The sequence below is a fragment of the Microcoleus sp. S1D4 genome (genome assembly GCF_036700765.1).
Taxonomy (GTDB): Bacteria; Cyanobacteriota; Cyanobacteriia; order Cyanobacteriales; family Microcoleaceae; genus Microcoleus.
In genome coordinates this window covers 34,106-47,655 of record NZ_JAUBPP010000030.1, presented here as the reverse complement: position 1 = coordinate 47,655, position 13,550 = coordinate 34,106, and the positions used below count along the sequence as shown (strand labels likewise).

General features: G+C 47.0%; 12 protein-coding genes. 4 read left to right on the top strand and 8 right to left on the bottom strand.

Going from position 1 to position 13,550, the window contains the following annotated elements; translation table 11 throughout:
• Positions 1 to 430: 430 nt before the first annotated feature.
• The 4 genes from cobT to QT998_RS23980 all read right to left on the bottom strand — a co-directional run bounded on the left by cobT (position 431) and on the right by QT998_RS23980 (position 4,210).
• A complete protein-coding gene (cobT, locus tag QT998_RS23995; RefSeq protein WP_333118115.1) occupies positions 431 to 1,576 on the bottom strand; it encodes a nicotinate mononucleotide-dependent phosphoribosyltransferase CobT in 1,146 nt (381 codons plus the stop codon).
• A 272-nt stretch (positions 1,577 to 1,848) separates the two neighbouring features.
• Positions 1,849 to 2,604, bottom strand: a complete 756-nt coding sequence (locus QT998_RS23990; protein WP_333092648.1) for a DUF2232 domain-containing protein — start codon at positions 2,602 to 2,604, stop codon at positions 1,849 to 1,851.
• A gap of 305 nt (positions 2,605 to 2,909) precedes the next feature.
• Positions 2,910 to 3,407 (bottom strand): universal stress protein, encoded by a 498-nt coding sequence (locus QT998_RS23985; RefSeq protein ID WP_333092647.1) that lies wholly within the window; start codon positions 3,405 to 3,407, stop codon positions 2,910 to 2,912.
• 89 nt (positions 3,408 to 3,496) lie between these two features.
• Entirely contained in the window at positions 3,497 to 4,210 is a 714-nt protein-coding gene (locus QT998_RS23980; RefSeq protein WP_194011402.1) for a Crp/Fnr family transcriptional regulator, read from the bottom strand.
• Between the two features lie 305 nt (positions 4,211 to 4,515).
• Between QT998_RS23980 and QT998_RS23975 the strand changes: the two genes are divergently transcribed.
• Positions 4,516 to 4,650: a hypothetical protein gene (locus QT998_RS23975; RefSeq protein WP_255515824.1), complete on the top strand. Its 135-nt coding sequence runs from the start codon at positions 4,516 to 4,518 to the stop codon at positions 4,648 to 4,650.
• Between the two features lie 255 nt (positions 4,651 to 4,905).
• Here QT998_RS23975 and QT998_RS23970 read toward each other — a convergent pair whose 3' ends face one another.
• Positions 4,906 to 5,166, bottom strand: coding sequence for a hypothetical protein (locus QT998_RS23970; protein WP_333092646.1), 261 nt, complete (start codon positions 5,164 to 5,166; stop codon positions 4,906 to 4,908).
• A 313-nt stretch (positions 5,167 to 5,479) separates the two neighbouring features.
• On the opposite strand from QT998_RS23970, the gene QT998_RS23965 reads away from it, so the two are divergent.
• Positions 5,480 to 7,711, top strand: a complete 2,232-nt coding sequence (locus QT998_RS23965; protein ID WP_333092645.1) for a hypothetical protein — start codon at positions 5,480 to 5,482, stop codon at positions 7,709 to 7,711.
• Between the two features lie 83 nt (positions 7,712 to 7,794).
• Positions 7,795 to 9,681: a hypothetical protein gene (locus QT998_RS23960; protein WP_333118120.1), complete on the top strand. Its 1,887-nt coding sequence runs from the start codon at positions 7,795 to 7,797 to the stop codon at positions 9,679 to 9,681.
• Between the two features lie 655 nt (positions 9,682 to 10,336).
• Here QT998_RS23960 and QT998_RS23955 read toward each other — a convergent pair.
• Positions 10,337 to 10,471 (bottom strand): hypothetical protein, encoded by a 135-nt coding sequence (locus QT998_RS23955; protein WP_333118121.1) that lies wholly within the window; start codon positions 10,469 to 10,471, stop codon positions 10,337 to 10,339.
• Positions 10,472 to 10,495: 24 nt separating this feature from the next.
• On the opposite strand from QT998_RS23955, the gene pgsA reads away from it, so the two are divergent.
• Positions 10,496 to 11,014, top strand: coding sequence for a CDP-diacylglycerol--glycerol-3-phosphate 3-phosphatidyltransferase (gene pgsA / locus QT998_RS23950; protein ID WP_333118147.1), 519 nt, complete (start codon positions 10,496 to 10,498; stop codon positions 11,012 to 11,014).
• 97 nt (positions 11,015 to 11,111) lie between these two features.
• Here pgsA and QT998_RS23945 read toward each other — a convergent pair whose 3' ends face one another.
• Both QT998_RS23945 and QT998_RS23940 read right to left on the bottom strand, forming a co-directional pair.
• Positions 11,112 to 12,857 (bottom strand): diflavin flavoprotein, encoded by a 1,746-nt coding sequence (locus QT998_RS23945; protein WP_333118122.1) that lies wholly within the window; start codon positions 12,855 to 12,857, stop codon positions 11,112 to 11,114.
• Positions 12,850 to 13,479 carry a hypothetical protein gene (locus QT998_RS23940; protein ID WP_333118124.1) on the bottom strand — a complete coding sequence of 210 codons (630 nt, stop codon included), beginning with the start codon at positions 13,477 to 13,479 and terminating at the stop codon, positions 12,850 to 12,852. Before QT998_RS23940 ends, QT998_RS23945 begins: the two co-directional genes overlap by 8 nt.
• Positions 13,480 to 13,550: the final 71 nt, after the last annotated feature.

The window sequence follows — 13,550 nt, the reverse complement described above, 5'->3', positions numbered from 1 at the left end:
AAAAATACAAGTAGCGTAAATTTCGGCTCGTCAACTTATAGAGTGATTGCATGGAGTTTTTTCTCTCCCGCAATTAGTATGAAAAACACTGCATCTCAGCGAAATATGGTGTAGGAAATTCTGTAAATCTGAGAGCCAAGATGCTACAGAAAATGATATAATTATTCTGCTAAAACGAAGCGGGTTGAGCGGCACAAGTAGCTTCACAGTTTGAGGGGCGCATCTGAATTTTTAATGTTTAATTCCTAAAAGTTGGATCTTTGCAGGCTGCTTCGAGCATCTCCGGCTTGGTAAAAAGTATTTTTTTTGCTTGAATGCTTGAGTGCGATCGCCCCCCGAAGCCAACCCTAAAATATACCTCTTGCAAAAATTACAAATTATCTAAAATTATCTGCGTCGATTTGTGTTGCATCTGCGTTTCATCTGCGGTTTATGTATCAGATACCCCCCTAGCTTTGAGAGGATTCGTCTCATGTTTAATTTCGCATCGCGAGGCTAAAGCTTCAACAGCTTGGAGAAGTTGAGCCGGAGTCCAATTTGCACTCAGCCCGCTGGCGATCGCGCACGCTCCAGCACCCACACCCTCTTTAACATACCCGCGATCGTAAGCCTGCAGTTGCCCGTAACGAGAACCCGCAAAACTGAGCTGCCCTGCCAACAGAGGCACACCGCCGATATCCTTAGCAAGTCCTACCGTGTCCCCTGTCGGGTCTTCTACCACCCAGCTCGTAGTCCCCACCGTGACTTGTTCGGGACACCATAACAGAGCATATTCGCGGGCTAAGGCTTCAATCAAAGCGTAGACTGCCAGCATTTGTGTGCCGCCAGCCAAGAGCACCCCACAAGTCCGACTCGCGGCGATCGCCATTCCAGCCACCGCTATCTGCATCGGATCGCCCACCGCCGCTACCAAATCCAGGGGAGTGCTATTTTGTCCGCCAATTTTCCACTCAGCATTATTGAGTCCCGCTGTCACCGCAGCCAATTTTTGAGCGTGATTGCAGCGAGGGTGAGAACTGTTAACTTTGCCCGCCGCCGCAATTCCCAAACCCATTAACACCGCCAAAGCAGTAGTAGTTCCCCCAACTACGCACTCCCCTAAAATTAAATAACTGCCATTAGTTTCGGCGGCTAATTTAGCTCCCCAAATTAACCCTTGTTCCAGCAAATGTTTGACTGTTTCGAGTTCTAAAGCATTGCCCGAAATCAGACATTTTGCTGCAGTACCGCCCAAATCAATTGCAGGTACCGGAGGCGGCAGGGGTAAACCAGCATTAAATAGGTAAAGGGGAAGTGGCAAAGCTTCGACTACAGCGCGAGAGATCAGTACCGGAGAAGCACCGGCTTCTAGGGGCGGCAAAGGATATTGGGGCGAGGGTTGGGGGCCGTTATACAAAAATTCTGCATCCGCCAAACAAGTAAACTGTCGATCGCGCGGTGTTGCTCCGGCCGCCGAAATCCCCGGAATTAAGCCTGTCGCGGTGAATCCTAACACGCAGGCAAATATCGGTTGCTGTCCCCGATGGCGATCGAGCCACCGCTTCCCCTGTTCAATTTCTGTATAAATACCAATCATAAATTAGTTATTAGTTATTAGTTATTAGTCATTAGTCATTAGTTATTAGTTATTAGTTATTAGTTATTAGTCATTAGTCATTAGTCATTAGTCATTAGTCATGGGGAATTGGTAATTGCCGGAAAAACTAGAAAGAGGTAAAGCGGATAATTGTATTTTTTTCCTTCCCTCAACAGGCATCAGTTAAATCAGTTACAAAATCTTTCTTCCTTCTTCCCTCTTCCTTCTTCCCTCTTCTTTCTTCCTTCTTCCTTCTTCCCTCTTCCTTCCTATTACTCTTCATAATCAATTAAAACCTGCACCCAACGCGGCGGCCGCGGAATCGGATTTCCCAAACGATCGAGCAACAGCAAAGCTACTAAATGCACGACAAATAAATAAACAATATTGTTAACCAAAATCATCCCGGCGGCGATCGCCCCAATTGCGTCCAAACTCGGCACCATCAGCCAGCCCAGCTTCACAAACGCCCATTCCACCATCTCTGTTACCTGCACAGTGATGTAAACCCAGAGATCTTGGCCCACCAAAGCTGACAGCAGCCAAAACCGAAAAAAGAAGCCGACAGTACCAATTAGCGCGCCCACAATAATAGATAAAGACCAACTCGCTTTGCGCCTCCAAAGTCCTCCCAGCGCCACTCCCATAATTCCAAAAGGAATCACGTATAAAATGCTTCGCGTCGGGCCCATGAGTACCGAAAGCAGCAAACCCGATACCAAAGCTGACATCCAAGCGGCTCGGTTTCCCCAGCGCAGGTAAACCAAGGCGATGGGGAGCGGGAAAAAAACCCGCAGCAAAGGCCCCAGCGGAAAGTAATAATTTACCAGCCAAATCAAGCTAGCCGTACTTGCCAAAAATGCAGTTTCTACGAGCCTCAAAGGCGCTTCCCCGCCAGCGCGCGCCCCCCTATCTGGATTTGGGCGATCGCCAGCCAAATTTGAAATATCTGCAGTTTGGGGATCGTTATTTGTACTGGGTGAACTGCTCGAATTAGACGCGGCATCTGCTGACAAAAAATCACTCATCCGATTTTAGATTTTAGATTTTAGATTTTAGATTTTCAGGGACTTGGCGCTGGCTGATTCCCGGTTTTTGATTCCCGGTTTTTGATTCCCGGTTTTTGATTAGACTTGAGTTGCACAAGTCTTCGATCCAGAAACCGCAGATATCGGGCAGATGCAACACACCCTATAGCAGATAATTTCAGGGTATTTTCCGATTTTTGCAATTCAACTCTATTTGTAATTTTTGATTTTAGGAGAAACCGGGTTTAGATGCCTGCGCCAGTCTTATTTTAGATTAATTTTATCCGCCCAACTTTGGGGCAGTATCATTTTTCGGGTTGAGCGTCCTGAATTACAAAAACCGAACAAGATGCGTGGTGAACCACATAATTGCTGACACTGCCGAGGAAAGCTTCTGTGAAGCCCGTCCGGCCGCGCCTCCCCACTACTATTAAATCTGCGCCCCAATTTTCGGCAGCTTCACAGACAGAATGCCCTGCATCTCCATCCATTTTGCAGTCAAATTCTACTTGCAATCCTTGTTGAGTGGCAGCGTCGCAGTAATTTTTTAGCAAACCCGAAGTCTTTTCGATCTCTCTTTCCTGCCGCAAACGTTGAGCTTGATAAGCTCGATCCATTAACTCGACATTCATGCCCAAATCTACTGGAATTGGTACTGCCACCTCGCCCAGTGTGTTGACAGTAACGCAGTGAAATAGCATCATCTGAGCTCGATCGCCCACAGCTAATTCTAGAGCTTGACTGAAGACGCGCTGGCCCAGTTCAGAATCATCAACGGCGGCGAAAATTTTCTTAAAACTCACAGCTTTACCTCCAGCGGGAAATCATCAATATCAGTTAATTAACAGAGAGTGCTTTTTAATTAGATTCTCATTAGCAGTCTCTGATACTTCTAGACTAACAGACGCTCCAAGGCGTGAAGGTCGGGAATGCACAAAACGTCACGTTCGCGTTGAATTGTTCCTTTTTTTTCCAGCTTGCTGAGCACTCGCGTTACTGTTTCCCGAGCCAGCCCGCTGAGGCTGCTCAATTCTCTGTGTGGCAGGTTGGGAATTTCTGTGCCTCCTGTTTCCAGGATTTTTTTGCCTTGCCCTTCTGCCAAAAATAACAGAATATCTGCTACTCGCGAGGTACTGTCCGATTCTCGCAAACGCAGGCGGCGGTTGACTTGTCGCAGGCGGCGAGCCATCAGTTGAGCTAGCCGAATGCCTGCTAGCGGTTCGGTATGAATGAGCTGCACAAAATCTTGAGCTGGCATATTCCCGATCAGTGTCGGGGCTAGGGTGATGACATCTGTCGATCGCGGTGTTTCTTCGATCGCTGCCATTTCTCCAAACAATTCTCCTTTCCCTAAAATATTCAGTGTTACTTCTTTTCCGTCTAGGTTGTAGGTACGAATTTTTACCCAACCATCCAATATAAAATACACAGATGTTCCCCAGTCATTTTCCAGCAAAATCACTTGATTTGACGGATGACTCCGGGTAACGATGTGGACAGTTGCTCTTTCAATTACAGGATCGGGTAAACCTACAAAAAAAGGAGTAGAAACAATCAATTGATTTATATTAGACTGCGGATCTCGGGTGTTAAAGCGGTCTTCCATGAGGCCATTATTTTAATTTACGCGCTAGAGCTACGCTGGGCAGTTAGAAATAGTTGGCAGCCGAGTCATTCGATGAGAAATTCAAAATTTGAGAAACAACTATCTCAAATCGGCAATTTTACCTCTCAAGTTAGGCGGTCTATCGGTCGAATATGGAAATTAATACCTTCAAGTTCTGATTGCGAGCTAGAAACTAAAGAATATACCATAATTTTTTAGATATATACCGCAAAGCAAATTTTATTAACAAAATTTAAGCAGCGTGGCAAGCTGCTTGTGCCGATCGAGTTAACGAAGACCAGCACTTGACGAAAACAAGCTTAACACTGTTGAGAGATTTGTGGTCAGCCGGCCCAGCAGTCGATCGGCACGGAGAAACACCACAAGCGGGCACACCGGGTATACAGCGACCAAATCGACCGCAACCGCTGGGAGTCTAATGATACCATTAATCTCTCTAGCCACGAATACAGATCAAAAGCTATCATCGGAGGTTGTTCCCATCAACTGTAGCCGGATAAAGCTGAATTTGGGGCACCTAAATCCTACAATTTTAGATTGAAGATTAAAGAATTGAAGCATTGGGAATGAGTTACTGGATATGAGTTTGGGTTAGGGACATACAGTTGCATTGTTTTTTTAAAACGGTAAGTAGGGCAGGCAGAATTAATTACACTTGCAAATAGCCCCAAGGCCTAACCAGCTTCAAGAGTCTTTTTGTAATTAATGGGGCGTTTACCGATCGCCAATTGTTTGAGGTTTTTTCTGTCAGAGTAAGGCCTTCTCAACCCGGTTTTTGAGACAATCGCGGCCCGCGAGCCAGAGACGGGCGATCGAGAAACCGGGTTTTTGAACTGCGACGCGGGAACTGTTCTGCTTTCGGTGAAAGAGCGAGATAGAATGGCTGGTGGGTGCGGCACGCCATAGCCGCCAGCCGGTGCCAGCCTGCATTTCATCAAGTCCAGCTATCCCTCTTCGGGGATCATCCCTGCTGTCGATCGGCAAAAACGGAAAGCAGCCACAGAATTTGAGAACATTTGCAGTTGATAGAAGCCAGCATTTGATGCGGAAGTACCAGCTAACCTATGATGGGTAATAGAAGTCATCCGAAGGCAAAAGCAAAAGGTTAATTCCAAGTTGTCATAAAATATTAGTCGATTATTTACAGGCTCTCATTCAGATTATTCTATCTATTGGCATAGCTGCCGCCTGACTTCAATCTTTTTTCAACAAAATTTCTGCCAAGCCGCATTCCCAGAGGTTCCGCCCTTGAATTCTCAGAAGTACAAAATTCAAGCACTAATTGCTGAGATTGACGAGGTACTCAGCAAGCCCGCCCCCCGCTTGCCTTGGACGGGTTCGATCGATACTGTCCACCAGCGCCAACTGTTCGAGCGAGTTCGCGCTTATCTGTTTTCCCAAGACTCAAAGCTAGCAATTCCCAACAGGCCGCCGCCCCCAAACGTCCGCCCCGTACCAGTTCCAGTTCCAAAATTGCCGATGCCGCCCGCGATTCCCTCAGCAGCAGAGCAAATTATGCTTGCCGTCACCGGAGAAATTAGCAACCTGCGTTCGAGCCTGACGGGGCCGCTGCAACAAGACATCGAAGCTCTGCGACAAGAGCAGCAAGCTCTAATTCAAGAAATCAAACAGCTAGAAGCACAACGGCAGCAGCAACAATCCCTAGCTCAGCAACAAGCTAACCAACAGCAAATCATTTCTGAATTCTTGCAGGTGCTCAGGAGCCGCTTGACAGAAACCTTGGATCGCGATTTGTCCCAAATTTTCGCTACCCTAGAAAATCAGTTTTTGCCAAGCAGTGCAGCACAATCCGAACAATCGGCTTTAAACCCACAAACTTCAGAAGAACTCCCGCTGCTGACACCGGGTCAGAGGTTGGAGCAAATGCAAAATTTCCAAGCTCGTGCCGACAGCCTGCTGATGAGGCTAGATTCGACGATGAATATGGTCTTCGACGGTTTGGAAACAAATTTGCAAAGCTATCAAGCTTCCTTGGGACAAGGACTCGAAAATATGTACGGTTTGAGCCAGCAGAGCGAGGCAATGTTCGCGGCTTTTGTTAACCACTTGGCGACACAGTTGGGACGAGAAGCGTCTTCCTACGTTCAGCAGCCGATATCCGTGGAAAACCTCGAAACGGCAGCCCCAAACGCAACAGACAGCTCTGGTGCCGCTTCGGCTATCTCAAATCGGGCGATCGAACCGGATGCGCCTGCTACCCGTGAAAATCTGAGCGGCGAACTGCCAGAACAAGACAGATTTCCCTACGCCGGTACGGAAATTTCTCAGCAATTCGGACAGTTGAGGCACGATCGCGATCGTATTGAAACTCCTCTCTCTCTCTCGGATTGGGAAGATAATTTGTTCGGTTCTGCACCAGAAGAAGAACCAGCATCTGTAACTCTGTTGTCCGGCGCTGAGTCGGAAGATATGTTAGCAGAAAATGGCGAAGATGTTGAAGATTTGTACGCAAGTTTGTTTGCGGAAAAAGAAGTCGCAGAATTAAAATTAGAACTCGAAGAGTTTACTATAGAAAATACTGAAAGTGCTGCGACCAATAAAGCGGTAATATCTCAAAACGCAGGCGAGGAAACTGCCGAAATCCTGAATGATGCGGAAGATTTGTTTGTAAATCTGATGGATGAAGGTGAATCGCTGGAAGATTATTTGGGAGAAGATTCAGACTTTGTAATCGGTGATTCGATCGAGGATCTAACTTTAGATAGTGAAGATTTATTTGAACTGCAAGTTGCAACAGTACCTCAAGTTTCAGAACCGCCAGCCAAAAGTTCGATCGCGCCGCAACTTGATTCGGACGATCGACCAAATCGAGCAACGGCTAAAAACCTAGGCGATAGTTCCGACACTGCAACATTACCACAGCCGCCGACTTTGAGCGCGACTCCTGAAACTAGCCCGAAGCAAGCCAGTGCCGCGCGCGTCCCAAGTGCTCGTGATGTTCGCACGGGCGAGTCCGACGCATCTTCGCAGCTATTAGATGATGACTACATCCAAGCTTCGCCGGATGAGGATTTGCTGCCGGTTGAAGCATTAGAAGATGACCTCGATCGAGCTCTAAATTTGGATAACAATACTCTGGAACTGTTGGAGACAGACCTCTACAATCTGGAGGGATTGGAGGGATTGGAAAATACGGCCCAAGGGCGATCGAGTTCAAGTGCGGTTAGCAGCTTTAATTTGGCGAATTCCTCCGACGACGGTGCAGAAAATCCCTTTCCCGAAACCCTAGAGGAAGAATTCGGCACGCTGGAGGATTTGTTCTCCGATGTGTTGGAACTCTCATCTGAAGATGAACCGTTTGTTTTGGAAGACGAACTTGAGGATGATTTGTTTGTTGAGGAAGATGAGTCAAAGTTGACGCTAGACGACATTTTGGCTAGTTTGACTCAAACCGATCGAGAAACTGCAGAAACTGACGAATTGCGATCGACTCCAGCAGAAAGTAAAAAAAAAACCTAATTCCCACAGAGAATAAAACAAAAGCTGTTGAGGCGAAAACCGAGCCTAGGGAAAGCGCGCAGCAGCAAGAGTCGCCAGCAGATTTGGTTCCCAGCAAGATCGCCCCTTCCTCCTCTCAATCTCCAAAACGCCGGAATTCTCGCTGGTATTTGGGCATTGATTTGGCATCGGGCGGACTGTCGGCTGCTTTGGTCGATCGCACCAGCGGCAAGTTGCACCCGATTTACTGGGAAACACCGCAGGCCCCGGAAGCCTCGGCTACCTTTCGGATTCCCTCGGTTGTGGCGGTGGAGGAAACAGTCCCAAGCAATGCAGACCCGCAGGTGGCTTGGCCAGGGGAAGAATTTTTGCTGCAAAATTTTAAATTGCCTTTAAAAGTGACCATTCCTTATCAGCGAGAAGCTGCTGGGATGTACGAACCGCTGTTGCAGTGCTATGGCGGGGCTTTGTCGGTGGCTATACCGGTGCAAGGTGTGCGGGCGCTGCTGGCTACTTTGAATCCCCGCCTGCGGGGGCAAAAAGTTGGGGGATCGGGGGAAGTTTGTAAAGCTTCGGGACTGACTGCTGAAACTCTGGATGCGGCACTCTCTGAGTTGCAGGGTGTAATTTTGGGGACTCCGGCGGGCTGGTCGGATGCTTATCGGTTTAACTTGCGGGAGGCTGTTTTGGGCGCAGGTTTGGTGGCTTCGGCTTCGCAAATTTTTGTGGTGCCAGATGCGATCGCCACTTTAATTGCTGTTGTAACTCCTGTCAAAAATTCCACAGAAGTGCAATCTTCGGCGCTCGATTCTATTAGCACCAAAGTCGCAGAAGCTGTACCGCTAACTGTGAATGATGGGGCTTTTAGCGGGGGAACTTTGATTCTGAATGCGGGGGCGACAACGGTGGAATTAGCTTTAGTTGATTTGCCGTCCAATCTTGAAAGTTTAACTCGTACTGATTTTACTTGCCAAAGTTTTGATGTTGCTGGCGATGCTTTCGATCAGGATATTGTCTGTCAGTTGTTGGCGAAAAATGAAACTTGGGGAATGTCGGTCGATTTGCCGCGTCCGGGGCATCCCGATTTGCCTAGTCGGTATCAATTGCAGCAGCGGTTGCAAGGTTCGGCTTTTGGGCTGCAATTGTTGGCAGCGGCAAGGCATTTGAAAGTTATTTTGCAACATCAAGAAAGTTTTGTTTTGAATATTGGCCAGCAGCATTGGGATGTGAAGCGCAGAGATTTGGAAAGTCTGGTTTTAGTGCCTTTTGTGCAGCAGTTGAACCGCGAATTAAATGCTTTGCTCAGCCGCGCGGGAATGTCGCCGGCGGGGATCGATCGCGCGATTTGTACTGGAGGTATGGGCGCTTGGCCTGCGATCGCCCGTTGGTTGCGACAGAAGCTGCCCAATGCGATCGTCGTTCAAGACAGGCTAGACAGGGAATTTGAGGGCGATCGCAATATTTCTGAGTCACACAATTCGGCTGTTGATTCTGTATTGCCAAGCCCAAATTATTCAGAAAAAATTGGTTTAGTTGCCTGCGGGTTGGCGAGTTTGGCTCTTTATCCTCAAATTTTGGATGTGCCGCAGCAGTACAGCGACTTTTTTCTGCTGTGGGAATTAATGCAGGTTTTGGGTGCCCAAACTCAGAGTTTTGAGGAAATTTTGCAGTTGTTGGAACGCCAAGGCGTGAATACCCGCACCTGCAGGCCTCGGATTTTGGAGATTTTGGCTGGAAAATTGCCGGCGGGACTTTTGCCGGAGGAGCAAGATTTCATGTTGCTAGCCCAGGAGTCGAGGCAAAATCCTGATTGGCAAGCAATTTTGGCTGAGCCGCTTTTCTTTGAGGATGTCTCGCGGGGTTATCGCTTGAATATCGAGCACGCTAGGCTTGTGCGCGAATATTTAGGAAAACTCGCCGGATTCAGCCAGCAAAAATTTTTAGAACCGCTCACCATTGTTTGGGATGTTGACACACCGAGCGATGGGTGAAGGGGTGAAAAGCGGGTTTTGGGCGATCGGGATTGCTCGTTACCAGGAAGAGCCTGGTAATATCAAATCCGGTAGCATCGGAATGATTCAGATATATATTCTCGGACTCTGTGTACTCTGCGTACTAATAAGGTTAAATCATTCCGATGCAAGCGGAAACGATATAACGAGAAATCGCTTAAGTGATTAAATTTTCATTCCCGGTCAAGATGCTTGCTTGCAAGTAATATTGTTTCCGGTTGCATCGGAATAATAAAATCGAGTCAACAGTCAACAGTCAACAGTCAACAGTGAATTTACTATTCCGATGAAGATAGGATTTGATATGAATCAAGAATCCTCTCCCATGAAAGACAGAGGTTTGTCAAGAGATCAATCTGATTTGCGAAACAATTTGGGTTGTCTTAAATAAACAAGCTGCGTGTTAATATACCTGCTGTTTTGGGTTGTTAGTTTGTCGTGAGCTGTGGATGAAGATCGAGCTAAAAGCTGTTTTGCTAAAAGTAAAAATGTTACAAAAAAATGTTAAATTAAGGGCAATATTTTGTAAAAATATTGCCCTTAATTTTTGTTCATCTCCCTCTCCCTTGACTGATGACTGATGACATCATTTCTGGTCGATTGACAACGATAGGCCCCATGCCCCATGACCTGTTTAGCCCATTCCCAATTCCCAATTCCCAATTCCCAATTCCCAATTCCCAATTCCCAATTCCCCATTCCCCATTCCCAATTCCCAATTCCCAATTTCCCATTCCCAATTCCCAATTCCCCATTCCCAATTCCCCATTCCCAATTCCCCATGACTTCTATGATGAATTTACCTAATTTGATTACTTTTTCCCGCTTGCTGGGAGTGCCTTTTCTACTCTACGGTTTGTACGATCCAAGCGCCCAAAGTCGCTGGATTTGCACCGCAATTTTTGTGGTAGCTGCGGCTACTGATTGGCTGGACGGCTATTTGGCTAGGAAGCTGAATCAAATTACCGATTTGGGAAAGTTTCTCGATCCTTTGGTGGATAAATTGTTGGTGTTAGCGCCGCTTTTAGTGTTGATTGAGTTGGGTAAAGTGCCGGCTTGGGCAGTGTTTTTAATTTTGGCGCGAGAGTTGACAATTGCGGGGTGGCGTGTTAATAAAACTACGATTTCTGGAGCTAATATTTGGGGCAAGTTGAAGACGGTGAGTCAGATTGTGGCGATCGCGCTTTTAATCGCTCCTCTATCTGAGGCGTGGAACGTTCCGGCCTTAGTTGCATTTTGGATTTCTGTAGCTTTAACTTTGATTTCTGGCGCTATTTATCTGTGGCCACAATCGGCGGTTGAGACCAAGTAAATCGGTTTTGGCAACTGCAGATTGACGGCGATTAATCCTGGTAAAAACTTCGATCTATTTGTAGGGACACGGCGCGGTGCCGTGTCCTAGCCGTAGCTTAATAATGAGTCCCAGATTTCCGGTAGTGTACCGCTGTCACCCCGTCATTTTTCAGCAAATGACCGTTTTCAACCGCTGCATAAACTACCCAGTGATCGCCGCATTCCATCCGACTTATTACTTCGCATTCGAGATAAGCTAAAGCTTCTGTCAAAACCGGACAGCCGTTGCTAGCTTCCACCGTTTCAACTCCGGCAAATCTGTCTTCTCCCGGAGCAAAGTTTTTCATGAAATACTTCCGCAACTGTCGCCCTTCTGCTAAGATATTGAGCACAAATTTATCTCCGGCGTACATCAAAGCTTCGATCGATCGATCTTTAGCCACCGAAATCGTAACGCCAGGGGGATTAAACGTGGCTTGCGATACCCACGAAGCCAGCATCGCACTCGTAAGATCCCCGCGCTTCGCCGAGACTACGCACAACGAACCTACTAATCTTCCCACTGCTTGTTCCGTGCGATCGCTCCCACCAGTCAACTGTGGTTTCGGTGCCCGCAATTTTTGCGATCGCACCAAAGCTTGAGCAAAGTCTGTTCCCGCCTCTTTGCACTCGTAAATCGTCGCCGCCGTCGGCTTAAATTTCGCTCGAATCGGCTCAAATCCAATGCGGTAGCCAGCATCTTTCAGCTTGTTTTCTACTAAGTCGATCGCCTCTCCACTCCAGCCAAAGGAACCGAAAACCCCCGCTAATTTGCTTTTAGCCGCTGTTGAGAGCACAATTCCCAAAGCAGTTTGAATTTGCGTCGGCGCGTGTCCTGCTAGCGTCGGAGTTCCGATGATAAATCCCGCGCATTTCTCGATCGCCTCTTTAATTTCTCCCGGTTCGGCAAATTCGCAGTTGATTGTTTCTACAGCAACGCCTGCTTTTGTAATCCCTTTGGCGATCGCCTGCGCCAAAGTAGCCGTATTTCCGTAAGCCGAAGCATAAAGTAGAGCAACTGTCAAGTCTTTTGAATTTTGTTGCTGGCTCCATTCCCGATACAAATTGCTCAGTTCGTGGAGACCGTAACGGACGATTGGGCCGTGGCCGGGAGCATAAAATGCTGTTGGTAAATCGGCTAATTTATCCATTGCCGTCAGCACTTGTTTAGCCTGAGATGCGTGCAGGGAATCGTAATAATAGCGCCGATCTTCGCTGTAAACGCTCCACCCTTCATCGAATACTTGGTCGCCGCAAACGTGAGCCCCAAAAAATTTGTCTGTGAACACAATTCGAGTTTGCGGATCGTAGGTGCAAAGTTCGTCAGGCCAGCGGGGAGTCGGAGTCGCGATGAATTTTAATTTGTGACCTTTTCCTAAATCGAGAGTTTCTTCTCCCCGCACAATCATAATGTTTAATTCTTGTTCGGGAAAAGCGCCTCGCAAACCAATCGCCGCTGGATTCGTACAAACAAAAGCTAGTTGCGGAGCCAATTCTAACAAAGCTGTAATTGTGACAGCTCTGTTAGCGTTGAAATGCCCTAAAATCACATAATCTAGCTTTGTCAAGTCCACCCGTTGCTGCAAAGAATCCAGATAATTTTGGGTGAAAGATTCCCCCGGCGGGTCAAACAAAGCTGTTTTGTCGGCTTGAATGATATAGCTGTTTGCTGTCGTCCCCTTTTGCAGGGAATATTCTACTTCAAATTTTAGTCTATCCCAAGTGCGCGATCGTACTGTTACCGTATCTGCCGCAATTTGGACAAACTGCACGTCGCGCGGTTTGGCATCAGATGCGGTTCTGGAAACTAGAGCGTTAGTCATTTATTGCACCTATGAGAAACTGAACAACAGAACTTCTTTTAATTTCGTGCCAAAATTTGGTATCTACAATATCAAATTTTGCACCTTGAACCTGTAAATTGGTATCCAGATCAATTAGAAATTTCTGGGTTTTCAAATCGTCCCCAATTTGGATAAAGCTCACACCAATTTCTTCATCTCTATCTATTTTATTGGCCGCACTTACAAGAATTTCGGCGATAGCAGCGCCATTTTCTGGTTTTTCATCTAGCACTACAACAATTATTGCTCCTTGTTTACCAGCAGCCTTTGTTTTGAGCTGAAAATAATCGCTAAAAGCTGTGGTTAGAGGTTCTGCCAAATTAATTGCAGTCGGTTTTGCTGCATCCGGTTCCGTATTTTGTCGCTGCAAAATTTCAGCCAACCGAGCAACATTTGAATTTTTATACTTCCACATAGGAGTAGAAGCTTCATAGACGGTAATGCCGTCGCTGTCAAATTCTTGACATTTTTTTGCCAAGTCGATCAGAGATGCCTGTGCTTCTACCCATTCCTCGTAAAAAGGATGTTGGGAGTCTCGGCTGCCATCGCTTCTGGCAATAATAATTGTGTAGTTTCTGTCTTCTAAAAGATTGGCGGGCATTAGCAATTCCCCTAGTTAAAATGGAGTCTAAATGACAACGGTTTGCCCGGTTTGCTGCTTGGGGCGCACCC

Coding starts and splice junctions, on each gene's coding strand:
- QT998_RS23970 (WP_333092646.1), bottom strand. CDS start 5,166: ATGAAATGCAGGCTGGCACCGGCTGGCGGCTATGGCGTGCCGCACCCA.
- cobT (WP_333118115.1), bottom strand. CDS start 1,576: ATGATTGGTATTTATACAGAAATTGAACAGGGGAAGCGGTGGCTCGAT.
- QT998_RS23990 (WP_333092648.1), bottom strand. CDS start 2,604: ATGAGTGATTTTTTGTCAGCAGATGCCGCGTCTAATTCGAGCAGTTCA.
- QT998_RS23955 (WP_333118121.1), bottom strand. CDS start 10,471: ATGGGGAATTGGGAATGGGGAATTGGGAATTGGGAATGGGAAATTGGG.
- pgsA (WP_333118147.1), top strand. CDS start 10,496: ATGAATTTACCTAATTTGATTACTTTTTCCCGCTTGCTGGGAGTGCCT.
- QT998_RS23940 (WP_333118124.1), bottom strand. CDS start 13,479: ATGCCCGCCAATCTTTTAGAAGACAGAAACTACACAATTATTATTGCC.
- QT998_RS23945 (WP_333118122.1), bottom strand. CDS start 12,857: ATGACTAACGCTCTAGTTTCCAGAACCGCATCTGATGCCAAACCGCGC.
- QT998_RS23980 (WP_194011402.1), bottom strand. CDS start 4,210: ATGGAAGACCGCTTTAACACCCGAGATCCGCAGTCTAATATAAATCAA.